This window comes from Arthrobacter sp. 01L42, assembly GCF_056400005.1.
This window is the reverse complement of the sequence record NZ_JBFTSL010000012.1, coordinates 89,526-111,276: the sequence shown is the minus strand read 5'-3', so window position 1 is coordinate 111,276 and position 21,751 is coordinate 89,526. Positions and strand designations below refer to the sequence as shown.

20 protein-coding genes are annotated in these 21,751 nt (G+C 67.2%); 14 read left to right on the top strand and 6 right to left on the bottom strand.

Annotation, left to right across the window (positions count from 1 at the left end):
- Positions 1-199 precede the first annotated feature (199 nt).
- The 8 genes from AC1DN2_RS12460 to tgt all read left to right on the top strand — a co-directional run bounded on the left by AC1DN2_RS12460 (position 200) and on the right by tgt (position 7,941).
- Positions 200-1,393 carry a PucR family transcriptional regulator gene (locus AC1DN2_RS12460; RefSeq protein ID WP_476850556.1) on the top strand — a complete coding sequence of 398 codons (1,194 nt, stop codon included), beginning with the start codon at positions 200-202 and terminating at the stop codon, positions 1,391-1,393.
- A 133-nt stretch (positions 1,394-1,526) separates the two neighbouring features.
- Positions 1,527-2,927 (top strand): MFS transporter, encoded by a 1,401-nt coding sequence (locus AC1DN2_RS12455; protein ID WP_476850555.1) that lies wholly within the window; start codon positions 1,527-1,529, stop codon positions 2,925-2,927.
- Positions 2,924-3,394, top strand: a complete 471-nt coding sequence (locus AC1DN2_RS12450) for a RidA family protein (protein ID WP_476850554.1) — start codon at positions 2,924-2,926, stop codon at positions 3,392-3,394. The genes AC1DN2_RS12455 and AC1DN2_RS12450 overlap by 4 nt, the downstream gene beginning before the upstream one ends.
- Entirely contained in the window at positions 3,391-4,029 is a 639-nt protein-coding gene (locus AC1DN2_RS12445; RefSeq protein WP_476850553.1) for an RraA family protein, read from the top strand. The genes AC1DN2_RS12450 and AC1DN2_RS12445 overlap by 4 nt, the downstream gene beginning before the upstream one ends.
- A gap of 44 nt (positions 4,030-4,073) precedes the next feature.
- Positions 4,074-4,613 (top strand): NUDIX hydrolase family protein, encoded by a 540-nt coding sequence (locus tag AC1DN2_RS12440; protein ID WP_223914477.1) that lies wholly within the window; start codon positions 4,074-4,076, stop codon positions 4,611-4,613.
- 120 nt (positions 4,614-4,733) lie between these two features.
- Positions 4,734-5,831 (top strand): DUF6707 family protein, encoded by a 1,098-nt coding sequence (locus tag AC1DN2_RS12435; RefSeq protein ID WP_476850552.1) that lies wholly within the window; start codon positions 4,734-4,736, stop codon positions 5,829-5,831.
- Between the two features lie 52 nt (positions 5,832-5,883).
- Positions 5,884-6,609: an SRPBCC family protein gene (locus tag AC1DN2_RS12430; RefSeq protein ID WP_476850551.1), complete on the top strand. Its 726-nt coding sequence runs from the start codon at positions 5,884-5,886 to the stop codon at positions 6,607-6,609.
- Positions 6,610-6,642: 33 nt separating this feature from the next.
- Positions 6,643-7,941: a tRNA guanosine(34) transglycosylase Tgt gene (tgt, locus tag AC1DN2_RS12425; RefSeq protein WP_476850550.1), complete on the top strand. Its 1,299-nt coding sequence runs from the start codon at positions 6,643-6,645 to the stop codon at positions 7,939-7,941.
- A 166-nt stretch (positions 7,942-8,107) separates the two neighbouring features.
- Here tgt and AC1DN2_RS12420 read toward each other — a convergent pair whose 3' ends face one another.
- Together AC1DN2_RS12420 and AC1DN2_RS12415 are read right to left on the bottom strand one after the other, a co-directional pair.
- Positions 8,108-9,127: a sugar phosphate isomerase/epimerase family protein gene (locus AC1DN2_RS12420; RefSeq protein WP_476850549.1), complete on the bottom strand. Its 1,020-nt coding sequence runs from the start codon at positions 9,125-9,127 to the stop codon at positions 8,108-8,110.
- Entirely contained in the window at positions 9,124-10,302 is a 1,179-nt protein-coding gene (locus tag AC1DN2_RS12415; RefSeq protein WP_476850548.1) for a Gfo/Idh/MocA family protein, read from the bottom strand. The genes AC1DN2_RS12420 and AC1DN2_RS12415 overlap by 4 nt, the downstream gene beginning before the upstream one ends.
- Positions 10,303-10,455: 153 nt before the next feature.
- Here AC1DN2_RS12415 and AC1DN2_RS12410 point away from each other — a divergent pair, with 153 nt between their 5' ends.
- Together AC1DN2_RS12410 and AC1DN2_RS12405 are read left to right on the top strand one after the other, a co-directional pair.
- The gene (locus AC1DN2_RS12410) at positions 10,456-11,469 is read left to right on the top strand and encodes a LacI family DNA-binding transcriptional regulator (protein ID WP_476850547.1); all 1,014 of its coding nucleotides are present in this window, start codon (positions 10,456-10,458) and stop codon (positions 11,467-11,469) included.
- Positions 11,470-11,739: 270 nt separating this feature from the next.
- Positions 11,740-12,681: a type IV toxin-antitoxin system AbiEi family antitoxin domain-containing protein gene (locus AC1DN2_RS12405; protein WP_476850546.1), complete on the top strand. Its 942-nt coding sequence runs from the start codon at positions 11,740-11,742 to the stop codon at positions 12,679-12,681.
- Between the two features lie 184 nt (positions 12,682-12,865).
- On the opposite strand, the gene AC1DN2_RS12400 is transcribed toward AC1DN2_RS12405, so the two are convergent.
- Positions 12,866-13,561 (bottom strand): queuosine precursor transporter, encoded by a 696-nt coding sequence (locus AC1DN2_RS12400; protein WP_476850545.1) that lies wholly within the window; start codon positions 13,559-13,561, stop codon positions 12,866-12,868.
- 215 nt (positions 13,562-13,776) lie between these two features.
- On the opposite strand from AC1DN2_RS12400, the gene AC1DN2_RS12395 reads away from it, so the two are divergent.
- Together AC1DN2_RS12395 and AC1DN2_RS12390 are read left to right on the top strand one after the other, a co-directional pair.
- Positions 13,777-14,601: an ABC transporter ATP-binding protein gene (locus AC1DN2_RS12395; RefSeq protein WP_476850544.1), complete on the top strand. Its 825-nt coding sequence runs from the start codon at positions 13,777-13,779 to the stop codon at positions 14,599-14,601.
- Positions 14,601-15,383 (top strand): ABC transporter permease, encoded by a 783-nt coding sequence (locus tag AC1DN2_RS12390; protein WP_476850543.1) that lies wholly within the window; start codon positions 14,601-14,603, stop codon positions 15,381-15,383. Before AC1DN2_RS12395 ends, AC1DN2_RS12390 begins: the two co-directional genes overlap by 1 nt.
- Positions 15,384-15,521: 138 nt before the next feature.
- On the opposite strand, the gene AC1DN2_RS12385 is transcribed toward AC1DN2_RS12390, so the two are convergent.
- Positions 15,522-16,943 (bottom strand): MFS transporter, encoded by a 1,422-nt coding sequence (locus AC1DN2_RS12385; RefSeq protein WP_476850542.1) that lies wholly within the window; start codon positions 16,941-16,943, stop codon positions 15,522-15,524.
- 157 nt (positions 16,944-17,100) lie between these two features.
- Between AC1DN2_RS12385 and AC1DN2_RS12380 the strand changes: the two genes are divergently transcribed.
- Together AC1DN2_RS12380 and AC1DN2_RS12375 are read left to right on the top strand one after the other, a co-directional pair.
- Positions 17,101-17,997: a hydroxymethylpyrimidine/phosphomethylpyrimidine kinase gene (locus AC1DN2_RS12380; RefSeq protein ID WP_476850541.1), complete on the top strand. Its 897-nt coding sequence runs from the start codon at positions 17,101-17,103 to the stop codon at positions 17,995-17,997.
- Between the two features lie 31 nt (positions 17,998-18,028).
- Positions 18,029-18,391: an iron chaperone gene (locus AC1DN2_RS12375; protein ID WP_476850540.1), complete on the top strand. Its 363-nt coding sequence runs from the start codon at positions 18,029-18,031 to the stop codon at positions 18,389-18,391.
- A 91-nt stretch (positions 18,392-18,482) separates the two neighbouring features.
- Here AC1DN2_RS12375 and AC1DN2_RS12370 read toward each other — a convergent pair whose 3' ends face one another.
- Positions 18,483-19,754, bottom strand: a complete 1,272-nt coding sequence (locus tag AC1DN2_RS12370; RefSeq protein ID WP_476850539.1) for a serpin family protein — start codon at positions 19,752-19,754, stop codon at positions 18,483-18,485.
- A 107-nt stretch (positions 19,755-19,861) separates the two neighbouring features.
- Positions 19,862-21,610 carry a pyruvate dehydrogenase gene (locus AC1DN2_RS12365; protein ID WP_223914492.1) on the bottom strand — a complete coding sequence of 583 codons (1,749 nt, stop codon included), beginning with the start codon at positions 21,608-21,610 and terminating at the stop codon, positions 19,862-19,864.
- Positions 21,611-21,751: the final 141 nt, after the last annotated feature.

Genomic DNA, 21,751 nt, shown 5'->3' with positions numbered 1-21,751 from the left:
CCTGTGCGGTCACCCCCATCCGGGGACAGTTCCGTCCGTGACGATTCGGGCCGAGACGATTCGGGCGCCGACGCTTCCGGCGCCGACGCTTCCGGCGGGTGTGAGTGGGCTCACGCTTGGTGCTTCATTCCATTCTGCCAGTAGCTTTTCCCAAAATAACTAGCAGTGCGCCACGCTTTACAGACCCTAGAATGTGAGAATGCACAATTTTGAATCGCCGGGCGATGCTTTCCGCTGGAGCGAGCTGGTGGACCAGCTGGAAGGGCGGCTGGACCTCCTGGCCCAGGCGTTCACCGCCCGGGTCCGGCAAATCCCGGAATACGGCGACAGCCAGGTGACTGTCCTGGAAATCCTGGACACGGCGCGGGAAACATTCCGCCGGCTCATCCATGGGCTGCGGGGCGGCCCGGCGGACACTGCACGGGACGGGCTGCTCGCCTTTGCCTCGGACCTCGGGTCCAAACGGGCGAGGGCCGGGATACCGCCGGAGTCCCTGACCTCGGCGGTGCGGCTGGACTTCAGCATCCTGTGGGCAGACCTCCTGGAGATCGCCGCACCGGAGGATGCCGGTCTGCTGGCCTCCCGGGTGGACCAGGTCTGGCGGGTCGTCGACGAGTTCGCCACCCGCACCCACATGAGCTACCTGACCGAGCGCGTGCGCATGGCCCAGGAGGAGTCCAGCATCCAGCACGAATTTATCGCCCGGCTGTTCAACCAGAGCACGCCCTCGGCCGAGACGTCCGCGCAGGTTGGCTCCGCCCTGGGCATCGGGCCGGATGCCCGCTGCGGCCTCGTGGCTGCCAGCGGCGACGCCGGCGCCCGCCTTCGTGCGGCCGCTACCCAATTCGGCGCCGCCCAGCGCCGACAGAAGATCTTCCTGCACGAATCCGGCGGAAACACGTACCTGTTTTGGCCGCTCTTGTCGTGGACACCGTCGGGGAGGTCCGGAGAAGCGCGGAGCGCGCCGCAGCCCCCGCCGCTCGTGGCGGATATTCCCTCCGGATATGTCCCGGAGGTGCACGGGCTGCGCGGCCTACCCGCCGCCGCCCGGACCGCAGAGAGCCTTGCGGCCCTGTTGCGCCCCAGCGACGCCGGTCCCCTGTCCGCGGATGCCGCATGGGCCCGGTTTGCCCAGCAAAACCTCCAGGACGCCGGGCTCGACCTCGCCGCCCAGCTGGAGGAAGCCATGGAGGAATGCCGCGGCGGGGAACGGGAACGTCTCCGGGAAACGGTGCAGCACTATCTCTCCACCGGCAACATCACGGCCACGGCGGAACAGCTGTTCTGCCACCGGAACACCATCCTGAACCGGCTCAACCGCTTCCAGGAACTGACCGGGATCGACCTGACCATTCCGGCCCAGGCCGCGCGGCTGGTGGTTGCGTGGGCCTGATAGTTGTGTGAACACACACTTCGAGGCCTTTACTGGTGGGGTTTTTGCCATTGAGCTGTGATCACCAACACAGAATAGTTGGCTACTACCTTGCACTGGACATTCGTCCCCGCACCCCCATCTGGAGATATTGATGGCTCAATCGGTAGAAACCACCTCCCACGCGGCTGCCCGTCTGGACCTCGCAAAAATGCGCAAAATCGCTCTCGCCAGCGTCATCGGCACCACCGTTGAGTGGTACGACCTCTTTGTTTTCGGCACGGCATCCGCGCTCGTGTTCAATAAGATCTTCTTCCCCAGCTTCGACCCCATCGTGGGCACCATGCTCGCCTTCGGAACCTTCGCCTCCGCCTACATTGCACGCATGGTCGGCGCCATCATCTTCGGCCACTTCGGGGACCGCCTGGGCCGCAAATCCATGCTCCTGATTTCACTGCTGACAATGGGCGCCGCCACCTTCGCCATCGGCCTGCTGCCGGATTACAACAGCATCGGGATCATGGCGCCGCTGCTGCTGCTCTTCCTGCGCGTCATCCAGGGCCTGGCCCTGGGCGGCGAATGGGGCGGAGCGGTCCTGATGACGGTGGAGCACGCTCCCGCATCCAAGCGCGGGTTCTACGGCTCATTGGTCCAGGTGGGCGTGCCCGCCGGAACCCTGATCGCCAACGTGGCGTTCCTCATTGTCGCCTCGACGGTCAGCACCGAAGAGCTTCTCGCCTGGGGCTGGCGCATCCCGTTCCTGGCCTCCGCGCTGCTCGTGGCCGTGGGCATCTACATCCGGCTGCACATCGAGGAAACCCCGTCCTTCCAGGCGGTCAAGGAAGCCGGCGCCAAGGCCAAGTTGCCGTTCGCCGCCCTCATGGCCAAGTACTGGAAGCAGGTCATCCTCGGCGGCGTTGCCACCCTGTCCACCGGCAGCACCTTCACCCTGCTTGTGGCCTCGGGCGTCTCCTACGGCAAAAAGGAACTGGGCCACTCGGAGGCCCTGATGCTATGGGTCGTGCTGGCCGCCTGCGCCCTGTGCTTTGTCCTGATCCCTTTCTTCGGCCGACTCTCTGACAAGCACGGCCGCAAGCCGATCATCTACGCCGGAGTGGCCGCCGAGGCAGCCCTCGCGTTCCCGATGTTCTGGCTGATGGACACCAAGTCCGTGCCGCTGCTCTTCGTCGCGTACCTCGCCATGATGACGGCCTTCGCCGCGAACTACGGCCCGATCGCCACGTTCCTCGCCGAACTCTTCGGTTCCAAGGTCCGCTACTCGGGACTGTCGGTGGCCTACATGCTCTCCGGACTCCTCGGCAGCGCCGCCACGCCGTTCATCACCACCTGGCTGCTCGGCATGACCCACCAGAGTTCCTCCATCGCGTGGTACATTATGGCCGCCGCCCTCGTCTCGCTCGGCGCCTTGTTCGTCCTGACCGAAACCCGGCACGGCAACATCGACGCCGTCGACTCCGCCCCGACTGACGCAGTCACTAACGCAACCACCGACGCGAGCACCGGCCCGGCCGCCGAAGCGGTGGCTGCCAAATGACAGCTCCACAGGCCGTTCTCCCCGCTGCCGACCCCGCTTTTCAGCCCGCTGTTCAGCCCGTAACAGAGTCCGTCCGACGGATCGCGCAGATCCCGGGCGGCGCGGCCGCCGTCGGCCCGTTCTCCCAGGCGGTCGCCGCCAACGGGTTCGTGTTCACCGCCGGCCAGATCCCCGCGATCAGCGGGCTGGAGGACCAGCCGGACACGTTCGAGGACCAGGTCCGCCAGACCATCATCAACCTCCGGTCCGTGCTCGAGGCGGCCGGGTCCGGCCTGGAGCATGTGGTCAAGGTCAACGGCTACCTCACGGATCCCAGCCAGCTCGAGGCTTACAACCGGGTTTACTCCGAGTTCTTCGGGGCGGCCAAGCCGGCGCGGACCACTGTCTGCGTGAGCCTGTGGGGCGTCGCGCTGGAAATCGAATGCGTTGCCGTGGTTGCCGGCGCCACGGCGCCGGACGCGCCGTGAACGCGGTGAACGCGGTGAACGCAGGGCTCGCCGAGGGGCTCCGCGAGGGGCTCGCCGCCGTCAGCTTCCCCACGATCGGGCACTTCCTGGAGGACGGATTCGTGGATCCGGCCATCCGGTCGCTGCTCGACGGCGTCGAGGTGGCGGGCCCCGCGGTCACGGTGCGCATTGCGGAAAATGACGCCTACGCCATGAACCGCGCCCTGCTGGAGCTGTACCCCGGCGCGGTGCTGGTCGTGGACATGTCCGGGGACCACCGGCACGCGCCGGTGGGCGCGGTCACCGCCGCAGCGGCCACCGCGCAAGGCGCCGCCGGCGTCGTCGTCGACGGCGTGGCCACCGACATCCTGGAGCTCCGCGCGACCGGCCTGCCGGTCTTCGCCCGCGGGACCTCGTGCCTGACCACCAAGCGGGTCCGCAGCGCCGGCTCCGCCGTCAATGTCCCGGTGCAGTGCGGCGGCGTCCAGGTCAATCCGGGCGACTGGGTGCTCGGTGACGACAACGGCGTGATCGTCCTGTCCGCGGAGGCGGCCGCCGACGTCCTGGGCCTGGCCCTGGACTCGGACGCCGCCGAGCCGGCGCTGCTGGCACGGATTGCCGCCGGCGAGCCACTGGAATCGGTGCTGGCGATCTGAGTGACGGCGCGGGGTTCGGGGACGGGATGGGGTAGAACTTAACCATGAATGTGCGCACCCCTGACCCGAATCCCGGCTGGCTCTCCGACGACGACCTGTTCGAAGCGCGGGGCAGGCTGCCGATGGTCTATGTCGAGGCCGTTCCGGTCCGGCTGGACCCCCTCGGGTTCGTGAACGAGGTCGGCACCCTCCTGCAGGCCGACGAGGACGGCACCATGGTCCGGTCCCTGGTGTCCGGCCGCGTTCTCTACCGCGAGACCATCCGCGCCGCCCTGCTCCGCCACATGGAGAAGGACCTGGGCCCGCTCGCCTTCCCACAGCTTCCGGTCAGCCCGGTGCCGTTCACCGTGGCCGAGTACTTCCCGTCCCCGTCCCATACCGGCTTCACGGATGACCGCCAGCACGCCGTTGCCCTTGCGTACGTCATTCCTGTGACCGGCGAATGCTCCCCGCGGCAGGACGCCCTTGAGCTGACCTGGATGACCCCGCAGGAGGTCATGAGCACCGACGTGCAGCTGGAATTCAGCGGCGGCCGGGGGGCCCTGATCCGGCAGGCGCTGGCCTTCGCGGGGGTCGGCAACTAGCCGGTTCCCTTGGGCCCGGCTCCGGCCGGGGACTCTCGGGGCCTCCCCTGCGTCCCCGACTTCACGCAACCGATTTTGTAGACTGTTGGGCGGACCGCAAGAGAACTTTAAGGACTCCCGATGACCCACCCCCCAGCCTTCCGGAACTACAGTGAACAGCAGGCTGGATCTCTGCGGGCCGGCGACCACCTGATTCTGCCCGACGGAAACCGATCCGCCGAGATCCATCGCGTGGATGTCGAAACCGACGATTTTGGTACTCCCGCCATGGTGTTGACGACCCTCAGCGGCGGCGGTGTGCTGCGGATCGCGGCGGGATCACTGGTCCGCGTCACGGACGACGCCGGGGCCGGCACCCCCGTGTCCGACGGCGGCGCGCCCGGCACGCCAACTCCTTCCGATGGCGGCGCCCCCGCGCCGGAAGAGGCTGAGCCGGTCGCACCCGGGCCTGGCGCAACTGAATCCGACGCAGCTGAATCCGACGCTGCCGGGCCCGACGCAGCTGAATCCGACGCTGCCGGGCCGGACAATACGGCGGTAGCCGCCGTCGTCGTTCCTCCCCAGCCTGTTGCGCCGCCCGCGGTGAGCGGACCCAGCGAAGCGGACCTGGCACTCATCCCGGCCCCCGACGGCACGCCGGAGTCTGTCGTGGAGGCCGCGGCCGAGGACCATCCGGGCGCCGTCGGTGTCCTCCTGCTCAGTGAACGGCTCGCCAAGGGCATCAACACCAAGTCCGGGAGCTGCCTGAAGGATCTCAGCGACCTCGCGCACGAGCTCTTCGTCACCCTCAAGGACCCCGACAACGCCCTGGCGGTCGCGGACCTGCTCAACGTCCTGCCGTTCGACGGCAACCCCGGCCGCTGGGCCTCCGTGGAGTCATCGCTGGCGCTCTCCAGCTACATCTGCCGCCAGCTGGGTCAGGACCAGCGCGCCGGGATCTACGAGAAACTGCTCCGCGCGCCGGAGGCCATGGAAACGGACCCGTTCAAGGCCAGGATCAACGCCAAGGTGCGCCAGCGCTCGCTCAACGAGCCCAACCTGTACGACAAGGAAATCTTCCGCTCGATCGACAACGCGAACCAGGATGCGGAACGCGACTGGCGCCTGCTGCGGCTCGAGGCGCTCCTGTTCCTGCGCGCGCACGGCGGCTCCGAAACAATTGGCACCGTTGAGCTGGAACGCCGGATCGCCACCGAGCTCGAATCGGTCCGCGCCTGAGGTCTAGCGTTGGGCCCTACCCGTGGCGGGCCCGGAGTTGTAGATTCACCCCATGACGAACAATCTGAGCGTTGTGATCAATTCCGACGCGCAGCAAGTTTGGACCATGCTGCGCGAACCCGCCAAGATCGCCCAATGGCACGGCTGGGTGGCCGATGACCAAGAGGCCGAAATCAACGAAATCTACTTCGGCCCCAATGTGGTCGAAGGCGCCGACCACACCTCCCTGGTGGTCGACGGCGGCGACGTTTTCACTTTGAAACCTGTCCCCACGGGCACGGAGGTCAGCGTCACCCGGGCGGCAATCGACCACAATTCCGAGTGGGCGGCCTGGGACGAGGACATCACCCAGGGCTGGCTGACATTCCTCCACCAGTTGCGCTTCGCCCTGGAGCGTCACCCGCATGGCAAGCGCCGGACCTTCTTCTTCTCCGTGCCCGGCTCCGGCGGGTCCGCGATAGAGAAACTGGGGCTCAGTGATGTCCCGTCGCCGGGGGACCCGTATTCGCTCACCCTGCCCACGGGCGAGGAAATCTCCGGCAAAGTGTGGTTCCGCAGCAACCACCAGGTGGGTCTGACCGTCCACAACTATGCCGAGCACGGGGACGGCCTGCTGATCGTGGCGGACCAGCCCGCCATCGCCGACGTCCGGCCCGACGGCGGATCCCTTGCAATCGTCTCCACCTACGACCTCGGGGCCCACCAGTTGGAGGCGGTCCGCGACTACTGGGACAAGTGGCGGGCTGAGAACTACCCCACATCGGATCCCGTCCACTGAGTCCAGAGCTGCGTTAGCTGGCACACTTGAACCGTGCCAGCCAATCCTGACTTCGCGTCTTCGTCCCCCGCGCCTGCCCGGCAGTCCGAGTTCTCCTTCCGCGTGGGCAAACGCCTGAGCGAGACGTGCCCGCCGTCGGCCGGGCAGGTTGCCGCCAACGGCGGTGAGTTCCTGGGCCGGACCGGCACCATCGCCACCCCGCACGGGGAGATCCAGACCCCGGCGTTCATCGCCGTCGGCACCAAGGCCACGGTCAAGTCCGTGCTGCCGGAATCCATTGCCGAACTCGGCGCGCAGGCGGTGCTGGCCAACGCCTACCACCTGTACCTGCAGCCGGGCGCGGACATCCTGGACGAGGCCGGTGGCCTGGGGGCGTTCATGAACTGGCGCGGTCCGACGTTCACCGATTCCGGCGGTTTCCAGGTGATGAGCCTGGGCTCCGGGTTCAAGAAGGTCATCGACATGAAATCGGTGGACCATTCGGGGCCGGACGACGCAGTCGCACCCGGCAAAGAACGCCTGGCCCACGTGGACGAGGAAGGCGTGTGGTTCAAGAGCCACCTCAACGGCGACCGGCACCGCTTCAGCCCCGAGATCTCCATGAACGTCCAGCACCAGATCGGCGCGGACATCATGTTCGCGTTCGACGAGCTCACCACGCTGCAGAACTCCCGCGGCTACCAGGAGGAGTCCCTGGAGCGGACCCGGCGCTGGGCCGAGCGGTGCATCACCGAGCACTTCCGGCTCACGGACGAGCGCGCCGGCAAGCCCTACCAGGCCCTGTTCGGGGTGATCCAGGGCGCCCAATACGAGGACCTGCGCCGCAAGGCCTGCCGCGACCTCGGCGCCATGAACTTCGACGGCTTCGGGATCGGCGGGGCGCTGGAGAAAGAGAACCTCGGCACGATCGTGCGCTGGTGCAACGAGGAGCTGCCGGAGAACAAGCCGCGGCACCTGCTGGGCATCTCCGAACCGGACGACATCTTCACGGCCATTGAAAACGGCGCGGACACTTTCGACTGCGTCTCCCCCACCCGGGTGGCCCGCAACTCGGCGTTCTACCACCCCACCGGCCGGTACAACCTCTCCGGCGCCAAGTACAAACGCGACTTCGGCCCGCTGCAGGAAGGCTGCGACTGCTACGCCTGCCTGAACTATTCGCGGGCCTACATCCATCACCTGTTCAAGGCCAAGGAGATGGTCTCGGCCACCCTGATCTCGATCCACAACGAGCGCTTCGTGGTGAAGATGGTCGACGACGCCCGGCTCGCCATCGAGGCCGGCAACTTCTTCGAGTTCAAGGCCGAGACCCTGGCGAACTACTACTCCTAGGTCGCCCCGGCGTCGAAGGCGTCCCCGGACATTGAGGTCGCCCCGGCGTCGGTGCGGCCCCGGCGTCGAGGTCGCCGGAACCGTGCGAGATCGCCGGAAGTTTCCGGCGACCCCGCAGTGTTCCGGCGACTCGGCGGCAGAACTCGGGTGCCGGGCCGTCAGGTCATCAGTTGGTGAGGTGCAGCGACGCCGCGAGTGCCGAGTCGGCGTCCCGCAGGACCTTGGCCGCCACCTGGAGGCCCTCGATCCGGCCCAGAGAGACGTCCTCGTGCTCGATGTTGACCAGCATCTCCGGGTCCACCTCGTAGAGCGCGCGCAGGAACTCGGCCCAGTAGGCCGTGTCGTGCCCGCGGCCCAGGGCAACGAAGTCCCAGGCGGAGTCCTTGGGCCATTCGTTGGCCCACTCGTCGCCGCCGAGGTTGGTGCGGTTTTCGTCCGGGGAGAGTCGCCGGAAGCTGTTGTCGAGGACACCGTAGAGCGCTGCGTTGGCGGTATTGATGCGGACGTCCTTCGCCGCGGCCTGGAAGACCAGCGGGCCGAGTTCGCGGACCACCGCGACCGGATCCATCTGCTGCCAGAACAGGTGCGAGGCGTCCAGCTCGACGCCGACATGGGTCGCGCCGGTAAGCTCAATGAGCTTGTGGACGTCGGCGGTGTTGAACACGATGTTCTGCGGGTGCAGCTCGAGGGCCACCTTCACGCCATGGTCGGCGGCCAGGCGGTCGGTTTCCTTCCAGAAGTCGGCCGCGATGCCCCATTGGTAGTCGAGCACGTCCAGGGCCGCCGAGTTCCAGGCGTTGACCACCCAGTTGACCGTGGTGGCCCCGGGTTCGCCGCCGGGCAGGCCGGACATGGTCACCACACGGTCCTGTCCCAGCCGCTGCGCCAGCCGGATGGAGCGGCGGATGTCCTCGGCATGCTTCCCGCCGATCTCACGTTTGGGGTGCAGCGGGTTGCCATTGCAGTTCAGGCCGGCAATCGAGACGCCGGTGCCCTCGAAAATCGCGAGGTAGTCATCGCGGGCCGCATCGCTTTCCAGGATCTGGTCCATGGTGGGGACGTGGACGGCCGGCAGGAACCCGCCCGTGTTGATTTCGATGCCGGTCAGTCCGAGGTTGGCGATGACCTTGAGGGCCTCGGGAAGGGGCCGGTCGTGCAGGATTGCGTTGTAGACGCCGAGTTTCATAGCGTGATTTTCTTTCCGTTGTTGAGGGCGGATTCGGTGACTGCGCCGAGCAGCTCCATGTTGCGCACGCCCTCGTCGAACGTGGCGCAGCGGGGCAGGGAGTCCGCCTCGCTGAGGCCGGCGACCTCCTCGAGGAAGGCCCGGGCCTGGTAGCCGAAGGCGTCGTTCTGGCCGAAGCCGACGCTGGGCGCGTCCATGGCCAGCCCGCCGGCGATGTAGGGGTGTCCGGGGCCGAGGATCACCTGGCGGTAGCCGTTTTCGTTGGCCGGGCCGTCGTTGAGGAACAGCTCGATCTCCGCGGGGCGGCGCTGGTCGAACCGGGCGGCGCCGTTCTCGCAGAAGACCTCGAAGATGAGGCTGTTCGCGTGCCCTGCGGCGACCCGGGAGACCTCGAAGCCGCCTGCACCGTTCTCGAATTCGGCGGAAAACACCGCGTAGTCGTCGTTCTCGACCGGCTCGAACGTGTCGCTGACCGCGGCGTGGTCGTGGCCCATGACGGCGCCCAGCGGCAGCGGGCGCTTGTCGATCACGGTGCTGAGGCGTCCGCCGCTGATGGACTTGATGTCGCCGCAGAGGAACTCAGCGACGTACGTCAGGTGGCTGCCGACGTCGGCCAGGGCCCCGGAGCCCGGGCCGCCCTTGTAGCGCCAGCTCATGGGCGCCGACGGGCTGAACCCGTAGTCGGTCCAGTAGCGGCCGCTGAAGTGCAGGACGTTCCCCAGCACGCCGGTGCGGATGAGGTCCCGGATGTAGGCGATGCCCGGCGTGCGGCGGAAGGTGAACCCGATGCGGGCAATCGAACTGGCACTGCGGGCCGCCTCGGCCATGGCGCGGGCGTCCTCGATTGAGTCGCTCAGCGGCTTCTCGCATAGCACATGCTTGCCGGCGGCCAGCAGGCCCTCCACGACTTCGCGGTGGAGGGAGTTCGCGATCACGACGCTTACGACGTCGATGTCATCGGCCTCGGCGATCGCCTGCCACGAGGTGTCATGGCGATCGTAGCCGAAACGCTTCGCGGCCAGGGAACCGAACTCGGCGTTGACGTCGCCGATGGAGACCAGCCGGATAGGAGGAAGAACCGGGCTGTAGAGCGCCGACGCCGTGCGGTACGCGGCCGCATGCGCTTTTCCTGCCATTCCGGCGCCGACTACGGCAACTCCCAAACTGTCAGCCATCGATTTCTCCTTTGAAATTCGGTCAGGCCGACGGCCCGACGGTAAAAATTGGAGCGCTACAAAATTTGGCGCTGAACAAAAGCGTAGCTATGTGCATATGTCCTGTCAATGGTTGACCGGTTATCCTCGGATGAGACGTGAAAGGCCCTGCAGATGTCGTTGAATACCCCCAGAACCCGCCGCCCGACGATCTACGACGTCGCCAAGAGCGCCGGCGTCTCCCCGTCGCTGGTCTCGCTCGTGCTTCAAAACCCGTCAAAGGTCAGCGAGAAGCGTCGGGAGGCCGTCCGGGCGGCCATGTCGGAGCTCGGTTACCGCCCCAGCCGGGCGGCGACCACGCTCGCCAGCAGCCAGACGAAAAGCATCGGGCTGGTCATTGACGACTTCCGGAACCCCTGGTTCGTGGACCTCCTGCGCGGCATGGAATCCGTGTTCTCCCCCCACGGCTACCAGGTCACCCTCGCCGATTCCCGCCCCGGCGAGAACCGCATCACGGAGGCCGTGGACGGCCTGCTGTCCATGCATGTGGAGGGCCTCGTCATCGCCGCCGAGCCGAGCGAGTCCATGATGGCCGGCACTTGGGTTCCCGCCGTCGTCGCCGGCTGGCGGAACGGCGTTCCCGCCGGCGCCGGGCTCATCACCAACGACGACGACGGCGGCGGCCGCATGGCGGCGGAGCACCTGATCGGGCTCGGCCACACACGCATCGGACACCTCTCGGGCTCCGGCGGCGCCGCGGCCCACCGGCGGGAGGGCTTCCGCCGCCGCATCCTGGAGGCCGGCGTCGAGGCCCGGATCGCCGGTGAATCCCGCGGCACCTCTGAGGAGGACGGCTATGCGGCCGCCTGCTGGGTCCTTGACCACCACCCCGACACGACCGCCCTGTTCGCCGCCAATGACACCATGGCCCTGGGCGCCTTCGCCGCAGCCAAGGCCCGGGGCTTGTCCATCCCGGAAGAGCTCTCCGTGATCGGCTACGACAACTCCCCGCTGGCCAAGTCGCGGTATCTGGACATGACCTCGGTGGACAACCGGAGCGACATTGTCGGGTCCGGCGTCGCAAGCGCCCTGCTGGCGCGGATCCAGGACCCCACCCTCGAGCCTGAGCGCCAGCTGATCGAGCCGGACCTCATCGTCCGCGGAACCACCGCCCGCGTTCCCGGCTGACGCCCCGCCGGCGAGTCCCCGCCGCCCGCCGTCGCCCGACCCGGCCGCCTTCCTGCCTGCCCTGCCCTGCCCGCCTCCCTGCCTGCCGCCGAATTCGCGGGAAACCACCGAGTTCGCCGTAACTTTGCGGCGCCTTCGCCGCTTTCCGGCGAATTGGGCGGCGTCCAAAGCGGCCGTCCCCCAAAGAAGCCAAGGTGCGGCGCCCTCGTGTTTTCCACATAGCGACGGCGGGGCCTCCTGCCCACTCCTATATCGGCCGAAGCTGGTGGCATGACGCATAGCCCCGCGCTGGGGCTGCCGCCGACAGGTAACCTCTGGCGCACCGAACAGCTCCTGGATCTCGGCTTCAGCTCGCGCGCCATCCGCTCGCTCCTCGATTCAGGCACCCTCGTCCGGCTCCGGCACGGCTGCTACATCCGCGCCAGCCTCTGGAACGCCCAGTCGCCTACTGTCCGGAGCCGGCAGCTCATCTACGCGCACGCCCACGGAACGCGTACGACGTCGACAGGAGCCTTCCACTACAGCCACACTTCCGCAGCACGCCTCCGCCTCCTCCACCTGTGGGAGGTGGATGACGTGATCCATGTCCTCCAAAAAGTACGGCCCTCGAACGAGCGTCACGGCAGTGACGTCCGCTGCCACACGCGCCCCTTCGCCGACCACGACGTCGCCGTGGTGAACGGCCTCCGGACCACGTCCTTGGAGCGCACGACGGCCGACTGCGCCATGATGCTGCCCTACAGGCAGGCGTTGATTCTCACGGACCACGCGCTTCGACTCGGCGCGGACCCGGGCGCCCTGCAGGCCATGGCAGATGACCTGGACGGCCGCCGGGGCATTCGGACTTTCCGCCGTGTCCTGGCCGCGGCCGATCCGCGCTCCGAATCTCCCGGCGAGACCCTGACCCGCGACCTGATCCTGCGGCTGCGGATCCGGCCACCTGAGCCGCAGCTGGAAGTGTCGAGCCGCGCCGGGCGCCATCGCCTGGACTTTGCATGGAAGGAGGAAAAGGTCGCCCTCGAGTTCGACGGCAAAATCAAGTACTTCGACTACAGTCCCACGGCCGAGGTGCTCTTCGAGGAACGGCGCCGGGAGAAGGCCCTGGTTGAAGAGGACTGGCGGTTCGTCCGCGTGGAGTGGAAGGACCTCTTTCGCGAGCAGGAATTCAAACACCGTCTGCTTCGTGCGCTGGCCGGCCGCCGGCACCCCTGAGCGTCGAATGCGTTGCGGCGCCCGGCACCCCACACCCCGCACCCCAACGACTCGAATTCGCCGGTAGCCCGCCACGTCGTCGGAAACTTACGGCGACACCGCGGGTTTTCGGCGAATTGGGCGGCTGCTGGCTCCGAACCGGCCGGCGGCCAACTGGCCGGCGGCCGGAGGATGAGGAGGAGTCCTAGGCGGCGTAGCTCGGTTCGCGCTTCTTGACCCAGCCGATGGCGAGCGAGGTCAGCGGGACGAAGGCGAACTCCACGAGGGTCTTGTAGAGGAAGCCCACGAGGACGTAGTTCATGAACATCGCGGCGTCGGTAATTCCGATCACAGATGCGGCGATGCTGCAGAATATCAGGGTGTCCACGAACTCACCCGCCACGGAGGAGCCCATGATGCGCGCCCACAGGGACCTTTCCCCGGTCCGCGCCTTCATCTTCACCAGGATCCAGGAGTTGATGGTCTGGCCGGCGAGGAAGGCCAGCAGCGATGCCAGCACAATCTGCGGGACCGGTCCCAGTGCGCCTTCCAAGGCTGCCTGCTTGGAGGAACCGTATTCGTCGTCGAACCCCGGAAGGGCAATGATGACCCAGTAGCAGAGCGACGCGAAGACGGACAGCGCAAAGCTGGTGATGATGGCCTTGCGCGCCACTTTGAAGCCATAGACCTCGCTGATGACATCGCCCAGGATGTACGCCAGCGGGAAGAGGAAGAAGCCGCCGTCGGTGATCACGGGGCCGATCGCCACGCCCTTGGACGCCCCGATGTTGGACAGGATCAGCACCACGGCCATGACAGCGAGCATGATGCCGAAATATGGGGAGCCGATCGAGGCGAACCTTGGTGCGGCTGACGCCGGGAAGGTCTTGGCGGAAGTCATGGGTATTCCATTCGTAGTGGTTCGCTCGGCGGCCCGCACCCGCAAGGGGAACACGCTGGGCGGCCGGCTGTATTAGCACTGGACGGCCCCGGTAACACAAGCAGCCGGAACCGCCTCCATTCTCGCACCCGACGGTGCGGGAGCCTGATGCAGCCGCAGCTTCACCCTGTGAACGCTCCGGGCATGGTGGCAGGATGGGGCCATGGAGGAGCCCCATGCCTGACTCCGCGGTTTCCACGCGCGCCCTCGTCAAGCGGTACCGCGACGTCACCGCCGTCGACTCGCTCAACCTTGACGTCCGCCGGGGCGAGATCTACGGGTTCCTCGGCAGGAACGGGGCGGGCAAAACGACCACCATCCGCATGATGCTCGGCCTGATCCGGCCGAGCAGCGGGGAGGTGACCGTCCTGGGCCAGCGCATCATCCCTGGCGAGACCGCTGTGTTCGCCCGCGTTGGCTTCCTCGTCGAGACCGCGACCGCCTACCCCAACCTCACCGTGCGCGAGAATCTGGACATCCAGCGCCGGCTCACCGGTTCGCCGCCGCGGTCGGTCGCCGACTCGATCACGCTGCTGCGCTTGGATCCTTATGCCGATCGGCGTGCCGGGCAGCTCTCGCTCGGCAACAAACAGCGTCTCGCTCTCGCCCGCGCGCTGCTGCACTCCCCCGAACTGCTCGTGCTCGACGAGCCCGCCAACGGCCTTGATCCGGCCGGCATTGTCGAGATCCGCGAGCTGCTCCGTTGGCTCACCGACGGGCGCGGCGCCACCGTCTTCATGTCGAGCCACATCCTCGCCGAGGTCGCTCACCTGGCCGACCGCATCGGTATCGTCCACGACGGCCGTCTCATCGAGGAGTCGTCGCGCGACGAACTCGCCGCGAAGGCGCGCGCGTTCGCGACCGGCGCCTACACCCCGGAAGAGCGCGAGCAGGCGCTGCTCACACTGGATCTGGAGCGCTACTTCCTGGCGCGGACGGGCGATGCGCGCGGTGCCGATGGCCGGAGGAGCGGCGCTTCGTCCGAGGGCGGCGCGGTTTGATGTTCGGTCAGGTTCTTGGCACCGAGTTCATGAAGCTCCACCGTGCCAAGGCGACGTGGGCCACGCTGGCGGTGCTCGCGATCATGCCGCTCGGTATTGCGCTTTTCATGTGGATCGTGCGCGAACCGGGGCGGGCAGCCCAGCTGGGGCTGCTGGGTACCAAAGCGAGCCTTGCCGGGCTTGAGGCGACGTGGCTCCAATACTTCTACATGCTCACGCTGGTCTTCGGTGTCGGCGGGATGCTGCTGCTGACGTTCATCGTCGCCTACCTGTTTGGCCGGGAGTACGGTGATGCCACCGCCAAGAACATGCTCGCACTGCCCGTGGCCCGTCATTGGTTCGCCGCCGCCAAGCTGGCGGTCGCGGCCGTGTGGTGGATGGCGCTCATCGTCATAGTCCTCGTCGAGGCCATGGCGATCGGACTGGTGTTGGGGCTGCCGGGGTTCTCGGCAGAGTTGGCCGCGACGGGAATCGCACACGTGCTCCTCGCTGCGACGATCTCGTTCCTGCTCGCGCCTGTGGTCGCCTGGATCGCAGTGTGGAGCCGAGGCGAAGTGGCCCCCATCGCTTTCTCGCTCGTTATGCTGGCCTTGGGCAATCTGTTCGGCAAGACCGGCTGGGCGGAGTGGTTCCCTTATTCGATCGTCCCGCTGCTGATCGGCATGGTGGCCGATCCTGTCGGCTCGCTTCAGCCAGGCAGCTATGTTGTGCTCGCGGGAACGTTCGTGGCGGGCACCGCCGCAACGATCCTGCAGCTGCGGTTCGCAGACAACGCCCAATAGCGTGGGACCGGGCCGCCGTCGTTGTCGCCGTCCATTCGCTCCTTAGGCCGCGAGTTCGCCGGAAACGCGCCAAGTCGCCGTAAACATACGGCGACCCGGCGCGCTTCCGGCGAATTCGAGGACGGCTTGCGGCCTGCCCTAGCGGCGCGAGGCGTCGATGAGGTCCTTGTCCTCGTCCCTGCCGCCTTCGCCCGGACCACCAGCAGCCGCCTCCGGACCAGCGGCCGCCCAGGCGTGGCCCTGCTCGTGGTCCAGGTGCGTGGACTTCTTGTTCCTCAGGGCGAAGATGTAGACCAGCAGGGAGATGCCGATGGCCACGGTGACGTAGGTGAAGAACAGCTCTTCCTGCCCGGTCTTCTGCAGAGCAGCGCCGATGAGCGGGACGGTGCCGCCGAAGAGAGAGTTGGCGATCGCGTAGCCCAGGCCCACCCCGAGGGCTCGGATGGACGCGGGGAAGAGCTCGGCCTTCACCAGGGCGTTGATGGAGGTGTAGCCGCCCACGATCAGCAGACCGCCCATCATCAGCAGGAACGCGGTGATCGGATCCTTGGTCCCGGCGAGCGCGGACAGGAGCGGCCAGGTGAACAGGACGCCGGTGATGCCGAACCACAGCAGCAGCGGTTTGCGGCCGACCTTGTCCGAGATGATGCCGTAAACCGGCTGGAGCAGCATGAAGATGAACAGTGCCCAGAAGTTGATGACCGACGTGTCCGTCTTGGCGATGCCGGAGGTATCGTTCATGAACTTCAGGATGAAGTTGGTGTACGTGTAGAACGCCACCGTGCCGCCAAGGGTGATTCCGATGCAGATCATGAGCGGTTTCCAGTAGCTGGTGAACAGCAGCTTCATGGTCCCGGGCTGCGCCTGGCCTCCCACGGCAGGGGCCTTTGCGGCCTCGAGCTGTTCGGCCGAGACGGTTTCCTCCATGGAGCGCCGCAGCCAGAGGACCACCAGCGCGGCCACGCCGCCCACCGCGAACGGGATGCGCCAGCCCCACTCGGTCAGCTCGGCCTTGGGCATGGCGTTCTGCAAGACCACAAGGACCAGCAGTGCCAGCATCTGTCCGCCGATCAGCGTGACGTACTGGAAGCTGGAGAAGAAGCCGCGGCGCTTGGACGTGGCAGCCTCGGACATGTACGTGGCGCTGGTGCCGTACTCACCGCCCACGGAGAAGCCCTGGATCACGCGGATGAGGACCAGCAGGATCAGGGCCCACAGGCCGATCACGTCCTGGGTGGGCAGCACCGCAATCGCGAAAGAGCCCGCGGACATCATGGTCACGCTCAGTGTCAACGCGGCTTTGCGGCCCTTGCGGTCGGCGTACCGGCCAAAGAACCAGGCACCGATCGGGCGCATCAGGAACGACGTCGAGAAGACGGCCATGGCCTCGAGGCCGGCCTGGAGCTCGTCCTTGGAGTTGAAGAAGTGCGCCTGGAAGTAGGCCGCGAACACGGTGTAGACGTAGAGGTCGTACCACTCAACAAGGTTGCCGGCCGAGCCTTTGAGGATGTTGCCGACGGCTTTCCGGGTCTGGGCCGCTTCGGTCAGTTGGGTGCTCATCAATGAACCTTCCTGGATCCGGCGCCGCCTGTAAGCAACACCGTCCGCCACCCTAGTCCGCGTGATCCGGAACACTCAGGTTTTGTTCATACTGTTCATGGAACGCTTGTTCATGAGCACAATGCGCGCGGTTTTGGCGGGATGGCAGGATGGGACCATGACTTCTACCGCATTCGATTCCGCCGCCCTGGCGGATGGCGCTGCTGCTTCCGACATAGTTACCGAGCCCGCCTCCTCCCCCGCCGTCGCGCTGACCATCGCAGGCTCCGAAGCGACCGGCGGCGCCGGCGCGCAGGCTGACCTGAAGACGTTCCAGGAACTCGGCGTCTTCGGGATCGCGAACCTGACCTGCATCGTGTCCTTCGACCCCAAGGACAACTGGAACCACCGCTTTGTCCCGGTGGACCAGCAGGTCATCGCGGACCAGCTGGAAGCCACGACGGCGGCCTACGGTGCCGCGTCCGGCGCACCGGCCGTGCTGGACACCGTCAAGATCGGCATGCTGGGCAGCCCGGCGACGATTTTGACCGTGGCCGCGGCGCTGGCGGCCGGGCAGTTCGCCAACGTGGTGCTGGATCCGGTGCTGATCTGCAAGGGCCAGGAGCCGGGCCACGCCCTGGACACCGACCAGGCGCTCAAGTCCCACATCCTGCCGCTGGCCACCTTCGTCACGCCCAACCATTTCGAGGCCGAGTCGCTCTCCGGGCTGGAGATTACCGACGTCGAGTCCCTCAAGGCCGCCGCGGTCCGCATCCATGAGCTCAGCGGCGCCGCGGTGCTCGCCAAGGGCGGCGTGCGGCTCGAAGGCCCCGACGCCGTCGACGTCTACTACGACGGCGAAACCCTGGAAGTCCTGTCCGCCCCGAAGGTGGGCGAGGTGGCAGTCTCCGGCGCCGGGTGCTCTTTGGCCGCGGCGGTGACGGCCGAGCTCGCCAAGGGTGCGACGCCGCTGGCCGCCGCCCGGACGGCGAAGGCGTTTGTGACCGCCGGCATCCGGAACCGTGTGGCCTCTGGCGCGCCGTTCGATGCCTTGTGGCAGGGCGGCCCGCGCTAACTCGTTGCTGGGATCGTTGGAGGGAACGGCAATGGCACAGCACTTTGAGTCCGTGGAGGAATACATCGCCTCGTTTCCTGCTGACGTGCAGGAGGCGCTGCAGGAGATCCGGCGATGCTGCCATGCGGCGGTACCCGGATCAGGGGAGATGATCAGTTACGGCATCCCGACGATCACGCTCGGGGGCAGATACGTCGTATATTTCGCGGGCTGGGCGCACCACATCTCCGTCTACCCCGTGCCCGACGGCGACGAATCGCTAAGCACGGAACTCGCCCCCTACCGCGCCGCGAAGGGCACCCTGAAGTTCCCGTTGCGGAAGCCTGTCCCGTACGAGCTGATTGGAAAAGTGGCGGCGGCCCTGGCACAAGAGCGCCGGAGCGGGACGCCCTAAGCCGTCGAGTTCGCCGGAGTCCCTCCAGTTCGCCGGAAGTTTGCGGCGAACTGGAGGGCTTCCGGCGATGTGGGTCCCGGTCGGCCGCCCCTCAGCGCGGGTCCGCGACCTTCCCCATGAAGATCGGGAGCCCGGTTTCGGTGTGCACGACCTGGTAGAGGAACGGCCGGTCGAAGTCGATGGTTTGGTCCGGAAGGGGCGGCACACCGGTCACGGCGCCGTTGATCTGCGTCACGGCGGCGGCCACCGTTCCCTTCTCGGCAACGGTGATGTTGGCGGCCTGGGCGGCCTGCGTGAGCGTCAGCTTCGGCTGGATGGCGTCAAAGTCTTCGGTGGTGGCCAGGGTCCTGGCCAGCCCCAGCGCTTCAAATACCTTCCGCAGGTCGAAGGTGCTCTTGTGGTCCCACTTGGGCAGGGAGATCAGTGCGGAGACCTCCGGGGCCGTGTCCAGGGCCGCCGCAATTGCCGTCAGCTTGGCCGCCGTGAGGCTCTCCGGCCCAACGCCAGGACCGGGCAGCACCAGCCGCATTGCAAAACCTTCTGCGTACGGCAGCTCGACCGCCCGCCAGCCAGGGCCCTCCGCATAGGCCAGCTGCAGCGAGTTGTACATGGTCGGCACGCTGATTTCCTCGCCACCGGACTTGGTGAAGGGGCTGTCCGAGGTGTCGTTCGGGTCGAAAGGCGACTGCCATGCCGCGGCGAAGTACAGGGCATTGAGGAGGCTGAACGTGTTGTCGCGATCGTACTCCGCGGGTGCTTTCTTGATCCGGCCGCCCGTGTTCCGGTCCACCCAGGCATCCAGGGCCGGCCCCGTGGCGGCCTCATCCCGGAAGTCCACGGGGTACACCCCGGTGCCGTAGTGCCGGGCAAGGGTTTCCAGGTAGTTCTTTCCGGTTGGTACGTCCTTGTCCACAAACAGACCGTTGGCCGCATGCATGACCGGCTTCCGGGGCGGGTCCTTTTCGTCGACCGAGCCGGGATCACCGTCGTACGCAGCCAGGGACTCGAGCAGGGCGTTCATGGCCTCATCCCGGTTGCCGTCCGGGAGCCCCAGCACCTGGTCCATTTCGACGGCGGTCTCCCCGGACGCCCCTGCCCGCAGCATGGCGAGCGCGATCAGCAGGCTGCCGGGGGACGACACCACGTTCCCTTCGGCCCCTTCACCGCCGTCGGCCAGCAGCGCGGCTCCCAACGTCAGGGCGGAGGCCCGGAATGCCTGAAATTCGGCAGCGTACGCGGCGCGGTCCACCGGCACCCGTTCGACGCCGTCGGCCTTCACAAGCCTTGGTACCGGGGGCGCACAAGCCGTGAGCACGGCGATGGTTCCCGCCGCCACAATTTTCGCCATGCGGTGATCTTTCATGGCCACCCCCTTCGCCTCGATTGGTGCGCAGTTCGCCGGAATGTCTCCAGTTCGCCGGACATGTCCGGCGAGCCGGGCAGCTTCCGGCGAACTCGCCGGGCCCGCCCCTAGCGCCGCGGGACGTTCCGCAGATTGCTCCGTGCCATACTGACGGCCTCGCCGGCGCCCCGGTTCAGGACCACTTTGGACATCGCCGTGGCGAAGCCCAGGACCTGCGCGCCCTTGATCTTCGGCGGGAGGGACAGCGCCTTGGGGTCCGTGATGAGCTCCACCAGCGACGGGCCGGGGTGGGCGAAGGCTTCCCGGTACGCGGCCTCGATGCGGGACGGATCCGTGACGCGCTCGGCGTGGAAGCCCAGGGCCCGGGCAACGTCCGCGTAGTTGGCGTCCGGGACGTCGACGCCGAAGTCCGGGAGCCCGTCCACCAGCATTTCGAGTTTCACCATGCCCAAGGTGGAGTTGTTGAAGACCACCACGTTCACGGGCAGCCGGTGCGCGGCGACCGTAATGAGCTCGCCCAGCAGCATCGACAGGCCGCCGTCGCCGGAGACCGAAACCACCTGCCGGCCGGGGTAGGCCAGCTGGGCGCCGATCGCGTGCGGCAGCGCGTTGGCCATGGACCCGTGCAGGTACGAGCCGATCAGCCGGCGGGTGCCCAGCGGGTTGATGTACCGGGCGGTCCAGACATTGCACATGCCGGTGTCCGCCGTGAAAATCGCGTCCCTCGCCGCCACCTGGTCCAGCAGCGAGGCCGCATATTCCGGGTGGATCGGCTGTTTCGTCCCGACGTTGCGGGTATACGCCCCCACGGCCTTGTTCATGAGCCGGTCGTGCTTCTTCAGCATCGCATCCAGGAAACGGCGGCTCTTCTTGGCCGTGACCAACGGCATGAGGGCGGCAAGGGTAGGGAGGACGTCGCCGTGCACTGCGACGTCGACGTCGGTCCGCCGCCCCAGTTTGTGCGCGGCCCGGTCCACCTGCGCCGTCCGGGTTCCGGGAAGGAACTGGTCGTACGGGAAGTCCGTTCCCAGCAGGATCAGCAGGTCCGCGTCCTCGATGCCCTCGGCCGCGGCGCCGTAACCCAGCAGCCCGGTCATGCCGATGTCATAGGCGTTGTCGTACTGCATGAAGTCTTTGCCGCGGAGGCTATGGCCGATCGGCGCCGCGATCAGCCCGGCGAGCGCAATCACCTCGTCGTGGGCGCCCTCGACGCCGGCACCGGCAAAGATGGCCACCTTGCCGGCGGCGTTGATGGCGTCGGCCAGTTCCTGCACACTCGCGGGGTCCGGCATCAGCGTCGCCGGCCGGAAGGTCGCCGGGGCCGGCGTTTCGGCCGTCGCCTCCAGGCCGGCGATGTCACCGGGAAGGGTCACGACGGCGACGCCCCTGAGGCCGACGGCGTGCTGGATGGCGCTGTGCATGACGCGGGGCGCCTGCTCCGCGGTGCTGATCAGCTCGGAGTAGACCGAGCACTCGTTGAAGAGCCGGTCGGGGTGGGTTTCCTGGAAGAAACTGCTGCCGATCTGCTTGCTGGGGATGTGAGAGGCGATGGCCAGCACCGGCGCCCCGGAACGGTTGGCGTCGTACAGGCCGTTGATCAGGTGCAGGTTGCCGGGTCCGCAGGAGCCGGCGCACACCGCGAGCCGGCCGGTCAACTGGGCTTCCGCCGCCGCGGCGAAGGCGGCCGCCTCCTCATGCCGGACATGGATCCAGTCGATCCCGCCTTGTTGCGAGCCGCCGGTCTTGCGGACGGCGTCGACAATCGGGTTGAGGCTGTCCCCCACAATCCCGTAGATCCGCTGCACGCCGGCAGCCTGGAGTTGTTCGATGAGCTGGGTGGCAAGTTCCTTGGCCATGGGCGCACGCTCCCGCGAGATGGATCGATGAGCTGACACAGGCCAATATAGTCCGCCCGCCTGCCAGCCGCCCCCCACGGAACGCTCCCTCAGCTTTGGCAACCGATCGCCGAACGCTTCCTCACCTGATCTGAGGGAGCG

Excerpts from the sequence above, each read along its gene's own strand:
- AC1DN2_RS12430 (WP_476850551.1), top strand. The coding sequence starts at position 5,884 with ATGACGAACAATCTGAGCGTTGTGATCAATTCCGACGCGCAGCAAGTT.
- AC1DN2_RS12370 (WP_476850539.1), bottom strand. The coding sequence starts at position 19,754 with ATGAAAGATCACCGCATGGCGAAAATTGTGGCGGCGGGAACCATCGCC.
- AC1DN2_RS12460 (WP_476850556.1), top strand. The coding sequence starts at position 200 with ATGCACAATTTTGAATCGCCGGGCGATGCTTTCCGCTGGAGCGAGCTG.
- AC1DN2_RS12435 (WP_476850552.1), top strand. The coding sequence starts at position 4,734 with ATGACCCACCCCCCAGCCTTCCGGAACTACAGTGAACAGCAGGCTGGA.
- AC1DN2_RS12375 (WP_476850540.1), top strand. The coding sequence starts at position 18,029 with ATGGCACAGCACTTTGAGTCCGTGGAGGAATACATCGCCTCGTTTCCT.
- AC1DN2_RS12400 (WP_476850545.1), bottom strand. The coding sequence starts at position 13,561 with ATGACTTCCGCCAAGACCTTCCCGGCGTCAGCCGCACCAAGGTTCGCC.
- AC1DN2_RS12415 (WP_476850548.1), bottom strand. The coding sequence starts at position 10,302 with ATGGCTGACAGTTTGGGAGTTGCCGTAGTCGGCGCCGGAATGGCAGGA.
- AC1DN2_RS12365 (WP_223914492.1), bottom strand. The coding sequence starts at position 21,610 with ATGGCCAAGGAACTTGCCACCCAGCTCATCGAACAACTCCAGGCTGCC.
- AC1DN2_RS12395 (WP_476850544.1), top strand. The coding sequence starts at position 13,777 with ATGCCTGACTCCGCGGTTTCCACGCGCGCCCTCGTCAAGCGGTACCGC.
- AC1DN2_RS12420 (WP_476850549.1), bottom strand. The coding sequence starts at position 9,127 with ATGAAACTCGGCGTCTACAACGCAATCCTGCACGACCGGCCCCTTCCC.
- AC1DN2_RS12405 (WP_476850546.1), top strand. The coding sequence starts at position 11,740 with ATGACGCATAGCCCCGCGCTGGGGCTGCCGCCGACAGGTAACCTCTGG.
- AC1DN2_RS12380 (WP_476850541.1), top strand. The coding sequence starts at position 17,101 with ATGACTTCTACCGCATTCGATTCCGCCGCCCTGGCGGATGGCGCTGCT.
- AC1DN2_RS12385 (WP_476850542.1), bottom strand. The coding sequence starts at position 16,943 with ATGAGCACCCAACTGACCGAAGCGGCCCAGACCCGGAAAGCCGTCGGC.
- AC1DN2_RS12440 (WP_223914477.1), top strand. The coding sequence starts at position 4,074 with ATGAATGTGCGCACCCCTGACCCGAATCCCGGCTGGCTCTCCGACGAC.
- AC1DN2_RS12455 (WP_476850555.1), top strand. The coding sequence starts at position 1,527 with ATGGCTCAATCGGTAGAAACCACCTCCCACGCGGCTGCCCGTCTGGAC.
- AC1DN2_RS12390 (WP_476850543.1), top strand. The coding sequence starts at position 14,601 with ATGTTCGGTCAGGTTCTTGGCACCGAGTTCATGAAGCTCCACCGTGCC.
- AC1DN2_RS12450 (WP_476850554.1), top strand. The coding sequence starts at position 2,924 with ATGACAGCTCCACAGGCCGTTCTCCCCGCTGCCGACCCCGCTTTTCAG.
- AC1DN2_RS12410 (WP_476850547.1), top strand. The coding sequence starts at position 10,456 with ATGTCGTTGAATACCCCCAGAACCCGCCGCCCGACGATCTACGACGTC.